The organism is Pseudomonas moraviensis subsp. stanleyae (genome assembly GCF_036283065.1).
Classification (GTDB): domain Bacteria; phylum Pseudomonadota; class Gammaproteobacteria; order Pseudomonadales; family Pseudomonadaceae; genus Aquipseudomonas; species Aquipseudomonas stanleyae.
Genome location: NZ_JAADJI010000007.1, coordinates 323193 through 344858, shown reverse-complemented (window position 1 = coordinate 344858; position 21666 = coordinate 323193). Strand labels below are relative to the sequence as shown.

12 protein-coding genes and 1 pseudogene are annotated in these 21666 nt (G+C 60.1%); 2 read left to right on the top strand and 11 right to left on the bottom strand.

The genetic code is table 11. The annotated features are described in order from the left end of the window. Positions 1-146: 146 nt before the first annotated feature. On the top strand, positions 147-5879 hold the full coding sequence (locus GXB78_RS15085; protein ID WP_329515944.1) for a membrane-targeted effector domain-containing toxin: 5733 nt from the start codon (positions 147-149) through the stop codon (positions 5877-5879). Between the two features lie 66 nt (positions 5880-5945). On the opposite strand, the pseudogene GXB78_RS15080 reads toward GXB78_RS15085, so the two are convergent. The 3 genes and pseudogenes from GXB78_RS15080 to purL all read right to left on the bottom strand — a co-directional run. Further along, a pseudogene (locus GXB78_RS15080) lies at positions 5946-6146 on the bottom strand (DUF6124 family protein); the annotation flags it as partial. Positions 6147-7041: 895 nt separating this feature from the next. Continuing rightward, positions 7042-7353 carry a Nif3-like dinuclear metal center hexameric protein gene (locus tag GXB78_RS15075; protein WP_095050948.1) on the bottom strand — a complete coding sequence of 104 codons (312 nt, stop codon included), beginning with the start codon at positions 7351-7353 and terminating at the stop codon, positions 7042-7044. Between the two features lie 5 nt (positions 7354-7358). Next, a complete protein-coding gene (gene purL, locus GXB78_RS15070) occupies positions 7359-11255 on the bottom strand; it encodes a phosphoribosylformylglycinamidine synthase (protein ID WP_329515943.1) in 3897 nt (1298 codons plus the stop codon). A gap of 285 nt (positions 11256-11540) precedes the next feature. Here purL and mltF point away from each other — a divergent pair, with 285 nt between their 5' ends. Continuing rightward, on the top strand, positions 11541-13001 hold the full coding sequence (gene mltF / locus GXB78_RS15065) for a membrane-bound lytic murein transglycosylase MltF (protein ID WP_329515942.1): 1461 nt from the start codon (positions 11541-11543) through the stop codon (positions 12999-13001). A gap of 126 nt (positions 13002-13127) precedes the next feature. Here mltF and pdxJ read toward each other — a convergent pair whose 3' ends face one another. The 8 genes from pdxJ to lptF all read right to left on the bottom strand — a co-directional run bounded on the left by pdxJ (position 13128) and on the right by lptF (position 21530). Further along, positions 13128-13871, bottom strand: coding sequence for a pyridoxine 5'-phosphate synthase (pdxJ, locus tag GXB78_RS15060; RefSeq protein WP_076566005.1), 744 nt, complete (start codon positions 13869-13871; stop codon positions 13128-13130). Between the two features lie 39 nt (positions 13872-13910). Then, a complete protein-coding gene (gene recO / locus GXB78_RS15055; RefSeq protein WP_329515941.1) occupies positions 13911-14600 on the bottom strand; it encodes a DNA repair protein RecO in 690 nt (229 codons plus the stop codon). A gap of 166 nt (positions 14601-14766) precedes the next feature. Beyond that, positions 14767-15669 (bottom strand): GTPase Era, encoded by a 903-nt coding sequence (gene era, locus GXB78_RS15050; protein WP_016771562.1) that lies wholly within the window; start codon positions 15667-15669, stop codon positions 14767-14769. After that, positions 15662-16351 (bottom strand): ribonuclease III, encoded by a 690-nt coding sequence (gene rnc / locus GXB78_RS15045; RefSeq protein ID WP_024011703.1) that lies wholly within the window; start codon positions 16349-16351, stop codon positions 15662-15664. The genes era and rnc overlap by 8 nt, the downstream gene beginning before the upstream one ends. A 169-nt stretch (positions 16352-16520) precedes the next feature. Further along, entirely contained in the window at positions 16521-17375 is an 855-nt protein-coding gene (gene lepB / locus GXB78_RS15040; RefSeq protein WP_258640550.1) for a signal peptidase I, read from the bottom strand. A 9-nt stretch (positions 17376-17384) separates the two neighbouring features. Beyond that, a complete protein-coding gene (gene lepA / locus GXB78_RS15035; protein WP_016771564.1) occupies positions 17385-19181 on the bottom strand; it encodes a translation elongation factor 4 in 1797 nt (598 codons plus the stop codon). 173 nt (positions 19182-19354) lie between these two features. Further along, positions 19355-20416, bottom strand: a complete 1062-nt coding sequence (lptG, locus tag GXB78_RS15030; RefSeq protein WP_329515940.1) for an LPS export ABC transporter permease LptG — start codon at positions 20414-20416, stop codon at positions 19355-19357. Continuing rightward, entirely contained in the window at positions 20409-21530 is a 1122-nt protein-coding gene (lptF, locus tag GXB78_RS15025; protein WP_329515939.1) for an LPS export ABC transporter permease LptF, read from the bottom strand. Before lptF ends, lptG begins: the two co-directional genes overlap by 8 nt. Positions 21531-21666: the final 136 nt, after the last annotated feature.

Genomic DNA, 21666 nt, shown 5'->3' with positions numbered 1-21666 from the left:
GCTTCATGAAAAAACATGGTTACTGCGCTGCGCAAAGGTCTGGAGCGAGGAAGAAATTTCCATCCATGCCCGATACATAACTACCACCCTCCTCCATGCCTCGATCGCCATGCTGGCCCTTCATCCCCAGCATGGAAATCGTGCCCATGAGCACCCTCACCGCGCCCAGACCCGAAGAGATCAAAAACGACCTCAACCAGATCGGCCGTCTTATTTTCAAAACCGCAACCCCGCTGTTGCCCGAGCAGAAACCGAGCACCGAGCAGGCCCATCTCAAACGCATTGAAGAGCAGCTGAAAACCTATCGCGACAGCTATCTGCAACGCAGTCGCGCGCTCTATCAGGCGCTGGCAACCAGCGACCTGCAGAGCGAGACAGGCAAGCAACTGATCGCTACGCTGAAAGTCCGCCTCAACACGCAACTGATCAACATGGATCTGCGTGACCAGATCGACGGCAAACCGGCAAAAACCTTCCTTAAATACGATGCTGGCTTCACCGCGCTGGAGTACGAGGCGCAACAGGCCGTCAAGGATCGCCTGTTGCACCCGCAGGCCGGTGAGCTGATGAAGAAACTGGCGCTGGGCCCTCTGTTGCGTCCGGCCATGTATGCGCTGCAGTTCAATTACCAGCACACCACTGTCGAGCTGGCCGGGGCGTTTGTTGTTACGCAAAAAGACACCCCAAGGGTCAGCGATCTGCTGACCGACCAGAGCGCTGGCTTCGTGGTTCTGTTCACCCCGGCCAGAGGCATGGAGTTGTTCAATTCCCTGGCCGATCTCGACGCCCATCTGCTCGACACCATGAAGCACAGCATCAGTCGTGACGAATTAGTGCAGATGCTGCCCAGCCGCTACCACGAAATCGGTGCAGCAGGAATCTGGCCATTGCAGCTGTCACCCATCGACAGCAAACCGCTGTTCGAGCACATCTACGATGCATTGATCGAAAAACGCACCCTGGATATCGAACATGCGTTGAGTTTTGTCGCCAATCCGCAGCAGGATGCCGCTCGACTGATCGCCGAGCTGGAGCGCGCCATCAGCGCTGCGCTGCCGGATCTCACCCCGCGTCTGACATTACAGGCGCAAACTCTGTTCGAACGGCATCTGCGCAACAGCGCTCCGGACTGGTACCGCAGCGCCAACGCCGTCAAGCGGGCCGAACTGGCCCTGCACCTGGGCAACTACAATCGGGCCCGGCAAGACCTGCTTGACTTGATGGGACCGGCGGTCAGCCTGATGGCCGTGGCCCGCCACCAATGGCTGGAACGTCTGAGCGATGAGCTGGAAATCGACGATCTGGAACCGCACAAGTTGCAGATCACCACCGATCGGCGCGTCCCCGGATACGGCGTATATGTGCACGAGCGCAATCTGCTCGAGCTGACCCTGCGTGGCCCGCACACCGGCGACGAGTTGCCCGGCTCGGAATTTCTCCGCTACACCCGCCTGACCTACAACGGCCTGCCGTTACCTGACGAATATGCGCAAGTGACGCCCGCCTGGTTGGTCAAACAGGCACTGGATCTGCAACCTCGCGTCGACTTCGCACGCTTGCAGACGCAAATGCAGGCAAGCTCGGCGATAAAACCCGCCATCGAGCAGATGCTTGATCAGCGCATTGTCGCGCTCGCCCATACTGCAGCACTGCAAGGGCACCTGCTCGACAGCGACCTGCAAATGATCCAGCGCCTGCGCAGCGGCAGCGATTCACAGTTGCGCGCCGCCACGCTGTCTTTGCATGGTGCGCAACTGCAAGACCTTTGGGTGCTGCGGCAGAACGACCAGTCCGGTGCGGTCAAACGTGTTCTGCTCTGCACGCCACAAGCACCCCGCGAACGCCAGTTCGAGGCCTTTGACAGTGAGCGCGAATGCCAGACCCATCTGTTGGCCTGGGCCAGGCAGAGTGACACCGCCAAGAGCATGGCCGGCTATCTGATCAGCCGCGCGCCGATGCGCTTTCGCCCCGCTCTGCGCAAGGTCTTGTCGGGACTGAGTTTCAGGCCGGAAGCAGCGGAGCACCAGAAGGTCACTTTCGATCACCTCGGCAACCATCTCGACTGCCTCAAAGCGATGGCTGAACACGTGCTCGCCACACGCGTCGATGACTATGATTTCAGCACACCGTTGTGGTATCGCTCGACCACTGCAGCCAACCGCCGGCAATTGTCGACGCTGACCGACGACGCCGAGGGCGCGCTGCGTGCGTTCAATAAGCATCCGCTGTCGGGCGGGCGTTTCCAGACGTTTGACGATTACGTACACGAGCAAGCGAAGATCAGCCTGAACCGCTTGCTCAAGCGCCCCGCCAATGACGTCGACCCTGACACCGTCTGGGCGTATTCGGCAAAATCGATCGTGCCCTCATGGACACCGAAACCTTTGACGTATACCCGACTGTATCGCGATGGCTACGCCGACGGTGTCGGTTTTCTCGACCAGAAATTCTCGCGTTCTGCGCACTTCAAAGGTCCGCAAGGCATCGATATCAGCAGCCTGACCGCACAGAATGTCGCGCGCTCGGTGACAGGGGTGTGGATCGGCCAACGCTACACCGACAAAGTCAAAAAGGAACTGCAGCATTCGCAGAGCGAAGGCTACGATTTCAGACGTAACGCGACACTGGCGATCACCCAGCGGCAGATGAAAAGCGCCGCGCTGGAATGCCAGCTGCAAGGACATATCTCCAGCAGCGACCTGCAATGGCTCCAGCAAAGCATCACCAGCATGGATCAAACGTCGGGGCAGACGCGGACGAAGTACCCGATCCACCGGCTGATGATCGACGGCGAATGGGTGATCGATACCTGGCTGTTCAGCCATGGCGACAAGCCAGTCCTGCTGTACACGCCGGACGCACCGGACGGCGTGCGTTTTCGTGAAGCGCGCCTGTTCAATTTTCTGCTGCAGCAATCGGGCATGATCGAATACTTCACCTCACGCGTGGGTGTCAGCGCCCAGACCCGGGTCCGCACGCATCTGGAAAACATCCGCAGGAAACTGCCCAAAGACCTCAACAAAACGACCCCCAGTCCCGCCCGTTATGACTCGATGCGACCGGCCGACGCCGTCAGCGACCTGCGTTCGGCGCTGTACGACATGAAGCTGCAACGACGGATCGACAACGTCCATGCGACCACCACCAGTCGTGCCGAAATGATCGCCGGCCTGATCTGGACGAGCGTTGAATGGGTCGCGGCCATCGCCACCGCCCCCTTCCCGCTGTTGAGCCTGAGCACCGGTCTGTTGCTGGCCTTCAAGGACGCGATGCTCGCCCTGCATGCCTATCGGCAGGGCAACAACAACGAAGCGTTCCGGCACTTGCTCGGTTATCTGTTCAACAGTGCCGGCGCGGTGCTGACGGATCTCCGTCCGGCGCTGCGTTCACTCAAACCCGTCCGGCGTCCCTTGCGTCAGGCTGTCGCCACTGCCAGCGACGAGCAACCGAACGTTGTGGCGTTGGTCGATCAAGTGGCGACTGATCCCGCCTGGGACGATATGCATGCGGTCGTCTTCAGAGGGCAGGAGTATTACGCCAGCAACACCCCGGACGCACTGGGCCGTTATTTGCTTTATCGCCCGGATCCGAATGGCTCAGGACTGCTTTCGAGCGGGATTCTGACCGTACGTAATTCCGACGGGGTGATGGTCCGAAGCGGCTTGTCCGGCGGTGCACCGAAGTACGAAGCCGTGCCCGATAGCCCCGGTCCGCACAAGGACTATGGGGTTGCGCCCAAGTACCGGGATCGCGTCGAAACGATGCTGCTGCCGCAAGCGCGGGAAAAACTGCTGCAGATGGGCGAGCATTACATGGGCGTCTCGCCGCACGTCATCATGGTGACTGTTGTCGACAGGCTGGCCAACATGCGCATCGCCTATCTGCAACAGGTCGAAAAAATCACCTCAGACGCTAAGCGCCACTTTGCTCAACTCGCTCCCCTGCCCGCCCGCGCCCCGGTCCCTGCGGTTGCCGCCGATACCACCTTCGCGCAATTGATCACCAGCGACGCGTTCACCGCAAAGAATCTGGTTATCGGTGCGCAGCCCGGTTCGATCGCCAGCAAACAGGTATTGATCGACAATCTCGACGTGCTCGTGGAGAACGGCTACAAGCACCTGTTTCTCGAATACCTGCCAGGGGACGTTTTTCATCTCAAACTGGAGAAGCTCAACAAAAACGGCTCCTGGCGCCATATCAAGAAACATCTGAAGGGGCTCGACAAAGCCATGGGGTATCAGCCGGACTCAGCATTTTCTTACCTGGCGCTGGTGCGCACTGCCCGGGAAAAAGGCATGAGCATCCACGCACTGGACGGCTCGACCAGTTATAAACTCGAAGGGATCATGGTGATGTCCGAGGTCTCGCCTTTGACCCCGCGAAGCAACTCCATCAGAAACTTCTATTCGCACAGGGCGCTTGCCGGCGATATCGCCGCAGCCGGTGAAGAACGCTGGATCGTCCTGACCGAGCAGTCGCGCATGACCACCTTCGACAACACGCCGGGCCTGGCCGACCTGCATGAGGCCGTCGCCGTGCGTGTTGAAGATATCGGCTTGACTCAAACCGCACGCATAGGCAGGGATGCGCCTGGTGCCACCGCCGCAGACGCGCCAGCGCAAGGTGATTACCTCGTGCAGATGCCGAGTACGTACAAGGCACCTCTACCCGTCTCCAGGCCGCCGGCCACAGCTGCCACTGTTGACCATTTCAGCGAATTCGATATCGCTTCGCCATTGCGCGACGACATTGCTGAAATGTTGCATACGCCCCACGCCATGGACTCCAATTACCCCCCGACAGTAGCCAGTGAAAAACCGGCCTACGACGCTTTTCTTGCCCAGCGCAAACGGCTGGAAAAAACCGCCAGAGACGCTTTTACCGACTACATTCCTCCCGACGCGCCGATCCTGCCAGCGATCACTTCCGACTGCACATTCGAAGTTTTTTTGCAGCAATTGGCCGACCGACGTTTGAATCTTCTGATCGGCGAAGCCCATGCCGATGTGTCGAGCAAAGCGCTGCTGAAAAAGCACATGAAAGCACTCAAGGATGCAGGGTATGACACGTTGTATGTGGAACACCTGTTCACCGACCTGCACCAGGCCGATCTCGACATTTTTCTGCGGGACCAGCTCATGCCGGACAGGCTGAAGGTGTATCTGCATCGTCAGGATCAAGGGCAGATGCCGACTTACACCGGCAGCGATACGTACACGGCGGTCTATCAGGCGGCGGCCAAGTACAACATCCGCATCAGGGCGCTCGATTGCACCGCCTCTTACCACCTCAAGGGCATTGCTGACGCAGATATCTCGCGAAACGAGATGTTCAGCTATTTCGCCACTCGGGTGATCGAGGCAGACCAACTGGCCCACGGGCCGCATAAGTGGGTGGCGCTCGTTGGCAATGCGCACACCAATTACAACCTCGGTGTGCCGGGTCTGGCCGATACACTTTCGGCCGTCAGCCTGCACGTGCGCGACACCGCTCCTGAGCTGGCCCGAGACGTCCATCGCGGCGCAGGCGAAGTCGTCGCCGATGTGACACAAAAGCGCGGAATCAACTTCCGCGGCCTGCAAAACGATTTTCTTATGAACGTAGCCGTAACCGGAAAGAAAAAACCTGCCCTGACCCCGTCTGTCAGCCGTAGCAAACTGACCCATTCGGGCCTGTTCCTCATCGAAAATGAAGGCCCGAGCGGTAGCCGTCTGGTGCACAAGTCCAAAACTGGTGACATCGTCGTCACGCCGATCCAGGTCAATGACAAAGGCTTGCTGTTCATAGACCGTTGGGAGAAAAAAGATCAGGGGTTCACATACCTGCGGACGCTGATCGAGATGCTTGAAACGGGTGTGAAGTTGACGCAAGTGAAATAACGCGGGTTCGCTTGCGCATCAGGGAAAACCACTGGGCTTGACCGCTCAGTGGTTTTTTTGGCCAAGGGCAAGCAGGGTTTCGGTGTCGATCTCGGGCTGGATGAGGAACATGGTGCCGGGCGGGTGCGCCTTGCTCGGTTGCGGGCACAGGTAAAAATCCAGAGCGCGCTTGATCGCTTCGCGGTTTTTCGCGAGGTCGTCGGCGCGGATGGTTTGTTCGAGGGGGGTGGTTGAGTCGAGGGGTGGGTCGGGAAAGATTTTATCCACAATGTTTCTCCTGCTGACGCTAATGGGCAACCATCAATCGCCGGATCTCACGCGGCGAATAGGTGGCAGCTATGTGCGAGGTGAGATCCACCGGAGCAGGCAACCGGCCAGACCGAAGTCTGCCCGCACACAGCCGCCATAAAGCAGGCAACAGATTGAGCTGGCGCCAATTATCGTGGTGCTGGCGCCAGTTGCAAGCTATCCGGGGATCTCACTCCCGGTCGCTGATTCGCAGCGACGGGAAAAGACTAGAGCTCGCACGTCCGACGGACAACCTGAAAACCTTGTGGGAAGATTCTGGTTATTAGGTACCGGATTTAAACAATTTCAAGTTCTCGGGCGCATGGATGGGCCTCATCGCGAGCAGGCTCACTCCTACAAGGGAGGCGGTATACATCAGGAAGAAACAGGTCGGCTGTCAGGCCGCCTTCGCGAGCAGGCTCGCTCCCACAGAAAAGCAAAGGAAAGATCAAAAGATCGCAGCCTTCGGCGGCTCCTACACAATGAGCGCAAGCTCGAGTGCCTTTGATCTTGATCCACGGGCGACGTCGGAAGGCTGAGTGGAGGGATTGATCCGGGCGTGGGAGCGCAGCGACCGTACGACGCAGTCGTACACAGCGGAAGGAGGTGCAGCGAAGCAAACCGGAGCCGCTGCGCCAGGATCGATCCCGCAGCGAAGGAACCCGAGCTTGCGAGGGCCGAACGCAGGAGCAAGCGTTTTTTTGCTTACTTTTTTTAGGCGTTTGTAAAAAAAGTGAGTCGCCGTCAGGCGAAACCGCCAGCAGCCGCTACCGAAGCAACGGATATTCACCCAAATCAACATAAAACCAAGCCCAACAAAAAACCCGCAGACAATCACTCATCTGCGAGTTTCCCGTTCAAGCAGCAAAGAAGATCAGAAATCCTCCAACCGCCACACCTCATAAGCCGGCGTCTCATACGGATGACTGAGTTTCAACGCCGCCACAACAGCCACGATCAACTCATCCGCCACCACAAGCTCAACCTTCCATTCCTCAACCCGCTCAACCTGCCCTGCTTCGCCAATAAACGGCTGACTGCCATCCAAAGGCCGAAACTGACCAGAGCCAAGCACCTGCCACGCACAGTGGTCATAGTCACCGATCCGCCCACCACCAGCAGCGAATACGGCGCCCTTGACCACCTCGACATGGCTGTCAGGAACAAAAAACGCCAGCTTGTACACGACGCTTAGTTAACCCACACACGAGCATTACGGAACATGCGCATCCACGGTGCATCTTCGTTCCAGTCTTCCGAACGCCACGAGTTCTGCACTGCGCGGAACACCCGCTCCGGGTGCGGCATCATGATCGTCACGCGACCGTCACGGCTGGTGAGGCCGGTAATCCCGCGCGGCGAGCCGTTCGGGTTGGCCGGGTAGGCTTCGGTGACCTTGCCGTGGTTGTCGACAAAACGCATCGCCACGCAACCGGACAGATCGGCTTCCAGCAATGCTTCTTCGCTGGCGAACTCGGCATGACCTTCACCGTGAGCAATGGCGATCGGCATGCGCGAACCGGCCATGCCCTGCAGGAAGATCGAGTTCGATTCCTGGATCTGCACCATCGCCACGCGCGCTTCGAACTGCTCGGAGCGGTTGCGCACGAAGTGCGGCCAGAACTCGCTGCCCGGGATCAGCTCGTGCAGGTTGGACATCATCTGGCAACCGTTGCACACGCCCAGGGTGAAGCTGTCGTTACGCTCGAAGAAGCCCTGGAACGCATCGCGGGCGCGGCTGTTGAACAGCGCCGACTTGGCCCAGCCTTCACCGGCGCCGAGTACGTCGCCGTAAGAGAAACCACCGCAGGCCACCAGGCCTTTGAACTCGTTGAGGTCGACACGACCGGCGAGGATGTCGCTCATGTGCACGTCGATCGCGCTGAAACCGGCGCGGTCGAACGCCGCGGCCATTTCCACCTGACCGTTGACGCCCTGCTCACGCAGCACGGCAATCTGTGGGCGGATGCCTTTCTTGATGTACGGCGCGGCGATGTCCTGGTTGACGTCGTAGCTGAGCTTGACGCTCAGGCCCGGGTTGTCTTCTTCCAGCAGCGCGTCGAATTCCTGCTCGGCGCAGTCGGCGTTGTCGCGCAGACGCTGGATCTGATAGCTGGTCTCGGCCCACTGACGCTGCAGCAGACGACGCTGGCCTTCGAACACCGTGTCACCGTTGAAGGTGATGTTGATCTGGCCATTGTTGATCGGCTGACCGATCACCGACACGCAGTCGCCCAGACCGGCGGCGCTGAACTGCGCGAGGATGTCCGGGGTAGCGTCCTGACGAACCTGGATCACCGCGCCGAGTTCTTCGTTGAACAGGATCGCGGCGATTTCCGATGAGGATTCGGCAACGCTGTCCAGGTTCAGGCTCAGACCGCAGTGGCCGGCGAAGGCCATTTCCACCACGGAAGTCAGCAGACCACCGTCGGAACGGTCGTGGTAGGCCAGCAGGTGACCGTCGGCGTTGAGGCCCTGGATCACCGCGAAGAAGGCCTTCAGGTCTTCGGCGTCATCGACATCCGGCGCGTGCTGGCCGAGTTTGCCGTGGACTTGCGCGAGGATCGACGCCCCCATGCGGTTCTGCCCGCGACCGAGGTCGATCAGGATCAGGTCGGTGGTGCCCTTGTCCATGCGCAGTTCCGGGGTCAGGGTCTGACGGATGTCAGCCACTGGCGCGAAACCGGTGACGATCAGCGACATTGGCGAGGTGACGGTCTTGTCTTCGCCGTTGTCGGTCCAGCGCGTGGCCATGGACATCGAGTCCTTGCCCACCGGAATGGTGATGCCCAGCTCCGGGCACAGCTCCATGCCGACCGCTTTCACGGTGTCATACAGACGCGCGTCTTCACCCGGGTGGCCGGCCGCCGACATCCAGTTCGCCGACAGTTTGATGTCGGAGAGCTTGTTGATCCGCGACGCGGCAATGTTGGTGATGGTTTCGCCGATAGCCATGCGGCCGGAGGCCGGGGCGTCCAGCAGAGCCAGCGGAGTACGCTCGCCCATTGCCATCGCTTCACCGGTGTAGACGTCGAAACTGGTGGCGGTGACGGCAACGTCGGCCACCGGCACTTGCCATGGGCCGACCATCTGGTCACGGGCAACGAGGCCGGTGATGGTGCGGTCGCCGATGGTGATCAGGAAGCTCTTGCTCGCCACGGCCGGGTGATGCAGAACGCGCTCGATGGATTCGCTGATGTCGAGGTCCGACGGATCGAAGTCATCACCCAGCTCGGCTTCGCGAACCACCGAACGGTGCATGCGCGGCGCCTTGCCCAGCAACACTTCCAGTGGCATGTCCACCGGGTTGTTGCCGAAGTGGCTATCCGTGACAGTAAGCTGCGGTTCGGCGGTGGCTTCACCGACGACAGCAAACGGGCAACGCTCGCGTTCGCAGATCGCCTGGAAGCGCTCGAAGTCTTCCGGGCCGACCGCCAGCACGTAACGTTCCTGGGATTCGTTCGACCAGATTTCGTGCGGGGCCATGCCCGGCTCGTCATTGGGGATGTTGCGCAGTTCGAAACGGCCACCGCGGTCGCCGTCGTTGACCAGTTCCGGGAAGGCGTTGGACAGACCGCCCGCGCCGACGTCGTGGATGAAGCTGATCGGGTTCTTGTCACCCAGTTGCCAGCAACGGTCGATGACTTCCTGGCAGCGACGCTCCATTTCAGGGTTTTCACGCTGTACGGAAGCAAAATCCAGATCCGCCGAGCTGGTGCCGGTGGCCATCGACGAAGCCGCGCCGCCACCGAGACCGATCAACATCGCCGGGCCGCCGAGCACGATCAGCTTGGAGCCAACGACGATCTCGCCTTTCTTGACGTGCTCTTCACGAATGTTGCCCATGCCGCCGGCGAGCATGATCGGCTTGTGGTAACCGCGCACTTCGTCACCGTGCGGCGTGCTGATCGACTGTTCGAAGGTACGGAAGTAGCCGGTCAGGGCCGGACGACCGAATTCGTTGTTGAACGCAGCGCCGCCGAGCGGGCCTTCGATCATGATGTCCAGGGCAGTGACGATGCGCTCAGGCTTGCCGTACGGCACTTCCCACGGCTGTTCAAAGCCCGGGATCTGCAGGTTCGATACGGTGAAACCGGTCAGGCCGGCCTTCGGTTTGGCGCCACGACCGGTTGCACCTTCGTCACGGATTTCGCCGCCGGAACCGGTGGATGCGCCCGGGAACGGAGCGATCGCGGTCGGGTGGTTGTGGGTTTCGACCTTCATCAGGATGTGCACCGGCTCCTGCACCGCGCCGTACTGGCGGGTTTCAGGGTTCGGGAAGAAGCGGCCGGCAACGTTGCCGACGATCACCGAAGCATTGTCCTTGTAAGCGGACAGCACGCCTTCGCTGTGCATCTGATAGGTGTTCTTGATCATGCCGAACAGGCTTTTTTCCTGGCTCTGGCCGTCGATGTCCCAACTGGCGTTGAAGATCTTGTGGCGGCAGTGCTCGGAGTTGGCCTGGGCGAACATCATCAGTTCGATGTCGTGCGGGTTGCGCTTGAGACCGTTGAAGGCGTTCACCAGATAATCGATCTCGTCTTCGGCCAGGGCCAGGCCCAGCTCGGTGTTGGCCTTTTCCAGCGCGGCGCGACCGCCACCGAGGATGTCGATTGCAGTCAGCGGCTTCGGCTCGGCGTGGCTGAACAGACCAGCGGCCTGCTCGAGGTTGGCCAGCACGATCTGGGTCATGCGGTCATGCAGGGCGTCCGAAATCAGCTGGGCTTCGGCTTCGCTGAACTGGCCGGCGACGTAGAAGGCGATACCGCGTTCCAGGCGCTGGATCTTGCTCAGGCCGCAGTTGCGGGCGATGTCGCTGGCCTTGCTCGACCACGGCGAGATGGTGCCGAACCGCGGCAACACCAGAAACAGACGACCGGTCGGCTCTTGAACCGGAACACTTGGGCCGTACTTCAGAAGGCGCGCTAGCACCTGCTGTTCGTCGCCGGTCAGGACGCCGGTGACTTCGGCGAAGTGAGCGAATTCAGCATACAGGCCACTGACAGCTGGAACCTTCTGGCTCAGTTGCTCAAGGAGTTTGCTGTGGCGAAAGGCAGAAAGGGCAGGAGCGCCGCGCAGGATCAACATCTTCGGGACAGCCTCGGGAAGGGGTGTGCTTTGAGGCCGTGCATTCTAGCCTAAACCGCCCTCAACATCACTCGAAACGCTACGCACGGTTGCACTCGGGTAGCAATCTGTGTTTCTGCCTTCGGGGTCAGGTATATCGGGGGTTTCAGCGCAGCTTATTTTTACTGTAACAAAATGCCCTGAGAGCCCGTATTCAAGGGATTTCGTTCGGTTTTGTGATCGCTAGCAGACTAGTCCTACGCTGTCGAGATATGGCGCCCGTGGCCGTTTGCGTATACTGCGCAGATGTTTTTCCCAACGGCTTTGCGTCCGCGATACGCCAAATGGCTGATCGCAACCGGACTCTTCCTGATGCTCGGTGGTTGTGTTGATAAACCCAACACACTCGAGCGCGTAAAGGAGGACGGTGTGCTGCGCGTGGTTACCCGCAACAGCCCCGCCACTTACTTTCAGGATCGCAGCGGTGAAACCGGCTTCGAATACGAGCTGGTGAAGCGTTTCGCCGACGATTTGGGCGTCGAGCTGAAGATCGAAACCGCCGACAATCTCGATGTCCTGTTCAATCAGGTCGGCAAGCCCAACGGCCCGGTGCTCGCGGCGGCCGGTCTGGTCAGCAGTGATGAACGCAAGAAGCAGGTGCGGTTCTCCCACTCCTATCTTGAAGTGACTCCGCAGATCATCTACCGCAACGGCCAGTCGCGGCCGACCGATCCGGCGGATCTGGTCGGCAAGAAGATCACCGTGCTCAAGGGCAGCACCCACGCCGAGCAACTGGCCGGGCTGAAACAGAAATTTCCCGGCATCGAATACGAAGAATCCGACGCGGTTGAAGTGGTCGATCTGCTGCGCATGGTCGATGAGGGCCAGATTGACCTGACCCTGGTCGACTCCAACGAAGTGGCGATGAACCAGGTGTACTTCACCAATATCCGCGTGGCCTTCGACCTTGGCGACGCGCGCAGCCAGAGCTGGGCGGTTGGTCCGGGCGAGGACAACAGCCTGCTCAACGAAATCAACGCCTATCTGGACAAGGTGCAGAAAAACGGCACCCTGCAACGCCTGAAAGACCGCTATTACGGCCACGTCGATGTGCTCGGTTACATGGGCGCCACCACCTTCGCCCAGCACCTGCAGCAACGCCTGCCGAAATACGAGCAGCACTTCAAGAATTACGCGAAGAAAGAGAAAGTCGACTGGCGCCTGCTGGCGGCCATCGGTTATCAGGAATCCCTGTGGCAGCCGACGGTGACGTCAAAAACCGGCGTCCGCGGCCTGATGATGCTGACCCAGAACACCGCGCAGGCGATGGGCGTGTCCAACCGCCTCGATCCCAAGCAGAGCATCATGGGCGGTGCGAAGTACCTGGCTTACATGAAGGATCAGCTCGACGATTCGATCCAGGAACCGGACCGCACCTGGTTTGCCCTGGCCGCGTACAACGTCGGCAGCGGCCATCTGGACGACGCACGCAAACTGGCGGCAAAGGAAGGCCTGAATCCGGACAAGTGGCTGGACGTGAAAAAGATCCTGCCGCGCCTGTCGCAGAAGCAGTGGTACAGCAAGACCCGTTACGGCTATGCCCGCGGTGGCGAACCGGTGCATTTCGTAGCGAACATCCGTCGCTACTACGACATCCTCACCTGGGTGACCCAGCCGCAGCTGGAGGGCGACCAGGTGGCCGAAGGCAACCTGCATGTGCCGGCGATCGACAAGTCAAAGCCAGCGCAGGAACCCGCCCCGCTCTAACCCACACCACATACCCCATGTGGGAGCGAGCCTGCTCGCGAAAGCGTCGTGTCAGTCGACATTATCTTTGACTGATACATCGTTTTCGCGAGCAGGCTCGCTCCCACAGGGGTTTTGTGTAGCTGCTCAGGATTTGGCAGCAGCGAGGATCAGCGCTTTCATTTCCGACACGGCAGACTTGAAGCCGACGAACAACGCATGCGCCACCAGCGCGTGGCCGATGTTCAGTTCGTTGATGCCCTTGATCGCCGCGACTGCCTCGACGTTGTGGTAATGCAGGCCATGCCCGGCATTGACGATCAGCCCCTGCGCCAGACCAAAGGCCACACCGTCAGCGACACGCTTGAGCTCTTCGGCCACCTCGGTGGGAGTTTCGGCATCGGCGTAGCGCCCGGTGTGCAGCTCGATAGCCGGCGCACCGACGCGTTTGGAGGCGGCGATCTGGCGCTCGTCGGCGTCGATGAACAGCGATACTTCGCTGCCGATTTTCGACAAACGCTCGACCGCAGCGCGAATGCGCTCCTCCTGCCCCGCTACATCCAGACCACCTTCGGTGGTCAATTCCTGGCGGGTTTCCGGGACCAGGCAGATATGCGCCGGGCGGATGCGCTCGGCGAACGCCATCATTTCCTCGGTAACGCCCATTTCGAAATTCATGCGCGTTTGCAGCACATCCTTGAGCAGCAGCACGTCGCGCTCCTGGATGTGCCGGCGGTCTTCACGCAGGTGCACAGTGATGCCATCGGCGCCCGCCTCTTCTGCGTCCAGCGCCGCCTTGACCGGATCCGGGTAGCGCGTGCCACGGGCCTGACGCAGGGTGGCGACGTGGTCGATGTTCACGCCGAGAAGAATGCGATTGCTGCTGGTCACGGATGCGCTCCTGGATTGAGAGATTCGGCGCACAGCATATCAGGGCTTGCGAAACAGCTCGCGACTGACAAGCGGACGCCCGCCCAAATGCACCGCCAGCGCCTGGCGCATCAAACGCTTGGCCGCAGAGAGTGCACCGGGCGCCGACCAGTCGGTTTCAGCCATGGCCAGCAGCTCGGTGCCGTTGAACAGGCCCGGTTGCAACAGATAAACCCGCTCGAGTCCGGCATCGACCTGCAGGCGATAGAGTCCATCCGCAGCGACGGGCTCACCGTGAATGTCGGTGTTCATGGAAAAGCCGTAGCCGAGATCATCCAGCAACCGCCACTCGAAGGAGCGCAACAATGGCTCCAGCGGCCGACCTTCTGCCAGCGCCAGCAGTGTCGCGGCATAGTGATCGAACACCCCGGGATGCGGATCTTCCGCGGGCAACAGGCGAATCAGCAACTCATTGAGGTAGAGACCGCTGAACAGCGCCTCGCCATTGAGCCACGCCGAGGTGCCGGAGCTCTCCATGCGCCCGACATTCTTCAGCTCGCCCTTGCCACGGAACTCGACCTCCAGCGCCACGAACGGTCGCGCCAGTGTGCCGGCCTTGCCTCGCGCACTGCGCAACACCGCCCGCAGCCGACCTTGCGGCGTGAGGAAATCGACCAGTGCGCTGGTTTCGCGATAGGCGCGCGAGTGCAGAACATAGGCGGGTTGGGCGGGTGGTGGGGTTTGCGACATTGAGTTCTCGATGAAGAAACGCGGTTTTACATACAACCCAAAACTACTGTGGGAGCGAGCCTGCTCGCGAAAGCGGAGTGACAGTCAACATCGATGCTGAATGTTACATCCTCTTCGCGAGCAGGCTCGCTCCCACAGTGAGTATCGGTGTTTTCGAGATCGCTACTTACAAATCGCCGTAACCCAGCGAACGCAGCGCGCGCTCGTCATCGGACCAGCCGCCCTTCACCTTGACCCACAGGTTGAGCATGATCTTGGAGTCGAACAGCAGCTCCATGTCCTTGCGCGCTTCGGTGCCGATGCGCTTGATGCGCTCGCCCTTGTCGCCGATGATGATTTTCTTCTGGCCGTCACGCTCGACGAGAATCAGCGCGTGGATGTGCAAGGTCTTGCCCTGCTGCTTGAATTCTTCGATTTCGACGGTGATCTGGTACGGCAGCTCGGCGCCCATCTGGCGCATGATTTTCTCGCGCACCAGTTCGGCGGCAAGAAAACGGCTGCTGCGGTCGGTGATCTGGTCTTCCGGGAAGAAGTGATCATTCTCCGGCAAGTGATCGGCGATGACCTTTTCCAGCGCTTCGAGGTTGTGCCCGTGCTGCGCGGAAATCGGGATGATCTGCGCGTTCGGCAGTTGTTCCTGCAACCAGCTCAAATGCGGCATCAGCTCGGCCTTGTCTTCGATGCGATCGGTCTTGTTCAGCGCGACGATCAGCGGGCCGGTCACGTATTGCACACGCTCCAGAACCATCTGGTCTTCGTCGGTCCACTTGGTGCGGTCGACGACAAAGATCACAACGTCAACGTCTTTCAACGCCGCCGAAGCGGTTTTGTTCATGTAGCGGTTCAGGGCCTTTTCGCCACCCTTGTGCATGCCAGGGGTGTCGACGTAGATCGCCTGCACGTCACCCTCGGTCTTGATGCCGAGCATGTTGTGCCGCGTGGTCTGCGGCTTGCGCGAGGTGATCGCGAGTTTTTGCCCGAGGATGTGGTTGAGCAGCGTCGACTTGCCGACGTTGGGACGGCCGACGATGGCAACGTAGCCACAGCGAGTTGCGTTTGTATCAGTCATTGCCATTCTCCACGCCCAGGGCAATCAGTGCTGCGGCGGCCGCTACCTGTTCGGCAATACGACGACTCACACCCTGACCTCGGCTTTTTTCATTCAGTAAGACCACTTCGCACTCGACGAAGAAGGTACGGCAGTGCGGTTCGCCCTGGATATCCACCACTTCATAGCGTGGCAGTTCGCAACCGCGCGATTGCAGGTGTTCCTGCAAGCGGGTTTTCGGATCCTTGTTGGTGTCGACCAGCGTCAGGCCTTCGAATTCGCCGGCCAGCCAGGCCAGCACGCGCTCGCGGGCAACGTCCATGCCGGCATCGAGGTAGATCGCACCGATCAGAGCTTCGAGGGCATCGGCCAGAATCGATTCACGGCGGAAACCACCGCTCTTCAGTTCACCCGAACCCAGGCGCAGATAATCGCCGAGGTCGAAACCGCGAGCCAGTACGGCCAGGGTCTCACCTTTTACCAGCCGTGCGCGCAAACGTGACAACTGGCCTTCGCGGGCCAGCGGGAAGCGATCGAACAGCGCCTCGCCAGCGACGAAGTTGAGGATGGCATCACCGAGGAATTCCAGACGCTCGTTGTTGCGCCCGGCAAAACTGCGGTGCGTGAGGGCCAGCAGCATCAGCTCCTGGTCCTTGAAGGTGTAACCGAGCTGGCGCTCGAGACGGCTTAGAGAAACGCTCACGGTTTACCCACGCTGAGTTCGTGGCTGGTTTCCACTGCCACCGCCGGGGTACGGCGCAGGCCTGGGACAATTAACGCTGTGTTCAAAAATTAGATCCTGGCGATTGCGAAGCCGATTGTGCCGGCTCCAGAAATGCATTCGGCGCTGTGGTCAACAGCGCCGTGTTTGGTTACTTGATCAGGCCGACCCGCGAGAAATTCGGCAGGTGGCTGAGTTTCGGCTCTGGCCAGCTCATCCAGACTGCGAAAGCCTTGCCGACGATATTGCGGTCGGGAACCATGCCCAGCAGGTCCTTGGGAATGTTCGGATCATCCCAATAGCGACTGTCGTTCGAATTGTCGCGGTTGTCACCCATCATGAAGTAGTGCCCGGCAGGCACCGTCCACGAACGATCCGGAGTGGCGCGGTAGCGGCTCATTTCCTTGCGGATCAGGTGCTCGGCTGCACCGAGTTTTTCCTGGTAGAGCTCCGCGCTGCCCAGCGATCCCGCTTCGGCGCCGACCATCTTCTCGGCAATCGATTCGCCGTTGACGAACAGACGCTTGTCGGCGGTGTAACGCACCGTGTCACCTGGCAGTCCGACCACGCGCTTGATGTAGTTGACGTTCGGGTCGCTCGGGTAGCGGAACACCATGACATCGCCGCGCTGCGGATCACCGACTTCGATGATCTTCTTGTCGATCACCGGTAAACGGATCCCGTAGGAAAACTTGTTCACCAGAATGAAGTCGCCGACGTCCAGGGTCGGTTTCATCGAGCCGGATGGAATCTGGAACGGCTCCACCAGGAACGAACGCAGCACCAGCACAATGAACAGCACCGGAAAGAACGACTTGCCGTATTCGACCAGCAGCGGCTCTTTGTTCAGCTTCTCGACCACCACAGGCTCGGGCTGGCTGACACTGCCTTGATAAGAGGCAATGGCAGCTCGCCGACGCGGTGCCAGGAACAGCAGATCGAGCAACGCCAACAGGCCGCAGACGAACACGGCGATGACCAGCAACAGCGGGAAATTTAGCGACATAGGACCTGATTATTCCAACCTGAGCACGGCGAGGAAGGCTTCCTGTGGAATTTCCACGTTGCCGACCTGTTTCATGCGTTTCTTACCGGCCTTCTGCTTCTCGAGCAGTTTCTTCTTACGACTGACGTCACCGCCGTAGCATTTGGCCAATACGTTCTTTCTGAGCGCCTTGACGGTTGTCCGGGCCACGATCTGACCACCGATGGCGGCCTGGATCGCCACGTCGAACATCTGACGAGGAATCAGTTCTTTCATCTTCTCGGTCAACTGGCGACCTTTGAAGTGCGAATTGTCACGGTGCACGATCAATGCCAGGGCATCGACCTTGTCGCCGTTGATCAGCACGTCCAGTTTCACCAGATTAGCCGATTGGTAACGATCGAAATGGTAGTCCAGCGAAGCATAGCCGCGGCTGGTGGATTTGAGACGGTCGAAGAAGTCCAGGACCACTTCGTTCATCGGCAGGTCATAGGTGACTTGCACCTGATTGCCGAGGAACAGCATGTCGACCTGCACGCCGCGTTTCTCGATGCACAAGGTGATGACGTTGCCCAGGTGTTCCTGCGGCACGAGGATATTGGCGCGCACGATTGGTTCGCGCATGTCCTCGATCGCCGACACATCCGGAAGCTTCGACGGGTTGTCGACGTAAATCGTTTCACCGGTTTTCAGCACCAACTCGAAAATTACCGTCGGCGCGGTGGTGATCAGGTCCAGGTCGTACTCGCGCTCCAGGCGCTCCTGGATGATTTCCATGTGCAGCATGCCGAGGAAGCCGCAACGGAAGCCGAAGCCCAGGGCGTCGGAGCTTTCCGGGGTGTACTGCAACGACGAGTCGTTCAGGGTCAGCTTCTGCAGCGCTTCGCGGAAATCCTCGAAGTCGTCGGAGCTGACCGGGAACAGACCGGCGTAAACCTGTGGCTGGATGCGTTTGAAGCCCGGCAGTACCGGAACGTCTGGCGTGGAGCTCAGGGTCAGGGTGTCACCGACCGGCGCACCGTGAATGTCCTTGATGCTGGCGATGATGAAGCCCACTTCGCCGGCCTTGAGGTCAACAGTAGCGGTGTGTTTCGGGTTGAACACGCCGACGCTGTCGACCAGGTGCACCTTGCCGGTGGACTTGACCAGAATCTTGTCGCCCTTCTTCACACGGCCGTGGCGCACGCGTACCAGGGAGACAACGCCCAGGTAGTTGTCGAACCACGAGTCGATGATCAACGCTTGCAGCGGATCTTCGATGTTGCCGGTTGGCGCGGGAATGGTGTGGACCAGCCGCTCGAGCACTTCGTCGACACCCAGGCCGGTCTTGGCGCTGCAAGTGACGGCGTCGGTAGCGTCGATGCCGATGATCTTCTCGATCTCGTCCTTGACGCGATCCGGCTCGGCCTGAGGCAGGTCGATCTTGTTCAGCACCGGCATGACCTCGAGGCCCTGCTCGATGGCGGTGTAGCAGTTGGCCACGGACTGGGCCTCAACGCCCTGCCCCGCATCGACCACCAGCAAGGCGCCTTCACACGCGGCCAGGGAACGGCTGACTTCGTAGGTGAAGTCGACGTGGCCCGGGGTGTCGATGAAGTTCAGCTGGTAGGTGATGCCGTCTTTGGCTTTGTAATAGAGGGTAACGCTGTGGGCCTTGATGGTGATCCCGCGTTCACGCTCAAGATCCATGGAATCCAGTACCTGGGCTTCCATTTCACGCTCGGCCAGGCCGCCGCACATCTGGATGAAACGGTCAGCCAGCGTCGACTTGCCATGGTCAATGTGGGCGATGATGGAGAAATTGCGGATATGACTCAAATCACTCACGGATCAACACTCAAAAAGGCTGCAGGCTTGGCCCGCCGAAAAATAGCCGGGAATTGTACCTGATACACGGCGCAAGCGTCACGTTCGCCTGTCACCCGGATCACACGCAAAAACGCCCCGGTCTGGCGACCGAGGCGTTTTCGAGGTTCAAGGCAAAGATGAACAGATGTTCATCAACCGGCCCTGCGCAGCAGCCAGACACCCGCCAGCGCACACACGCCGGCCGGCACCAGCACGGCAAACAGCGGCGAGAAACCGAACACCAGACTCGATGGCCCCAGCAGATCCTGGACGATGCGGAAGGTGAAGCCCACCAGCACGCCGGTGAAAACACGCTGGCCCAGGGTCACCGAACGCAGCGGGCCGAAGATGAACGAGATCGCCATCAGCACCAGCGCGGCGGTCACCAGCGGCTGCAACACCTTGACCCAAAATGCCAGCCAGTAGCGGCCGTTGCTCAGGCCCTGCTCGGCCAGATAGTGGATGTAGCCCCACAGACCGCTGATCGACAGCGATTCCGGCGCCATGACCACGGTGCTGAGCAGTTGCGGGCTCAACGCCACGTCCCACTCCTCACTCGGGGTATTGACGACTTCAGTACTGCGCTCCTTGAACAGCGTGGTGGCAACGTCCGTGAGCTGCCACTTGGTGCCGTCAAACTCGGCCTTTTTGGCGAAGCTGGAGCTGAGCAGATGGCGCTCTTTGTCAAAGTGATAACGCGTCACGCCGTACAACAGACCGTTCGGTTGCACCGCGTTGATGTGGATGAATTCTTCACCCTGACGGTGCCACATACCGTGCTTGGCGCTTTGCGCGTCGCCACTGCCCTGGGCCAGCGAGCGATTGGCCTGGGCCATGCTCTCGGTGGCCGGGGCGACGTATTCGCCAATCAGCACGCCGGCGAGCATCAGCACCAGCATCGGCTTCATCACGGCCCAGACGATACGCCCGATCGACACGCCAGCAGCGCGCATGACCGTCAGCTCACTGCTGCTGGCCAGGCTGCCAAGACCGATCAGGCAGCCGATCAAAGCGGCCATCGGCAGCATTTCATAGAGGCGGCGCGGCGCGGTCAACAATACGAAACTGAGCACATCGACCAGAGTGTAGGTGTCGCTGACGTCGCCCATTTCATCGATGAAGGCAAACAGCGTCGCCAGGCCGAGAATGATCGCCAGCACGGCGATGATCGCCATGAATACGCTGCTGCCGATGTAGCGGTCGAGTTTAACCACGGGCCACCTCCAGCGCGGCGCTGCGACGGCTGGCCAGCTTCAGGCGCAGCGGCTCCCAATAGAGCAGGCCCAGGCCGATGAGCAGGAAGATCGCGTGCACCCACCACAGGCCAAGGGCCGGCGGGATCTTGCCTTTTTCGAGGGCGCCGCGGGCGGCAATCAGGATGGTCAGGTAAGCCATATAAAGAAGAATCGCCGGCAGCAGCTTGAGGAAACGCCCCTGACGCGGATTCACCCGCGACAGCGGCACCGCCATCAGGGTCACGATGAACACCAGCAACGGCAGGGACATGCGCCATTGCAGCTCGGTTTTCGAACGGATGTCGTCGCTGCCCCACAGGGACGAGGTCGGCATCGCATCACGATCGGTGACTTCTTCGCTGACGTCCGGCTTGGGCAGCAGCACGCCGTAGGTTTCGTAATGGATGGCGCGGTAATCGGCCTGACCCGGGCTGCCGTCATAGCGGTAACCGTTATCGAGGATCAGGTAGCGATTGCCGTCGGGGTGAACTTCCTGACGGCCTGATTCGGCCACCAGCACGGAAATCCCGCGGTCCTTTTTATCGGCGCCGAGGTTCTTCTGCGAAATGAACACGCTGCCGAGATTGACGCGATCGTCGCTCAGGGTTTCGGTATAGGTCACTCGAGTACCGTCACGCAACGCCTGGAAGCGGCCCGGTTCGAGGGTATCGAACTCGGTCAGCGCGTCCTGTTTGTTCAGCAACAGCTGAAACTGGTTGGCGCCCTGCGGAGCCAGGCCAAGGCTCAGCCACGCCACCACCAGTGCCACCAGCGTCGCCGGAAACAGGGTCATGCGAAACAGCTTCTGCTGACTCATGCCGGTGGCCGAGAGCACGGTCATTTCGCTTTCGAGGTACAGGCGACCGTAGGCCAGCAGGATCCCGAGGAACAGGCCCAGTGGCAGAATCAGTTGCAGGAAACCCGGCAGACGAAAGCCCATGATCAGGAACAACGAGCCCGGATCGAGCTGACCGGCCGCAGCCTGCGCCAGGTATTTGATGAAACGACCGCTCATGATGATGACCAGCAGCACGGCACTTACGGCGCTGAGGGTCAACAGGACTTCGCGGGACAGATAACGGAAGACGATCAAACCAGACACTCCAGGGTTGTCAGGCTAAGGCGGCCAAACAAGCAAGCACATCGACCGGCCCGCCATGCAGAGCGGTCGAAAAAAGATGCGGCATTATCCTGTGATTGGGTGCGCCTGTCACTGCGCACACTCATCC

Excerpts from the sequence above, each read along its gene's own strand:
- GXB78_RS15085 (WP_329515944.1), top strand. The coding sequence starts at position 147 with ATGAGCACCCTCACCGCGCCCAGACCCGAAGAGATCAAAAACGACCTC.
- purL (WP_329515943.1), bottom strand. The coding sequence starts at position 11,255 with ATGTTGATCCTGCGCGGCGCTCCTGCCCTTTCTGCCTTTCGCCACAGC.
- mltF (WP_329515942.1), top strand. The coding sequence starts at position 11,541 with ATGTTTTTCCCAACGGCTTTGCGTCCGCGATACGCCAAATGGCTGATC.
- recO (WP_329515941.1), bottom strand. The coding sequence starts at position 14,600 with ATGTCGCAAACCCCACCACCCGCCCAACCCGCCTATGTTCTGCACTCG.
- era (WP_016771562.1), bottom strand. The coding sequence starts at position 15,669 with ATGACTGATACAAACGCAACTCGCTGTGGCTACGTTGCCATCGTCGGC.
- lepB (WP_258640550.1), bottom strand. The coding sequence starts at position 17,375 with ATGTCGCTAAATTTCCCGCTGTTGCTGGTCATCGCCGTGTTCGTCTGC.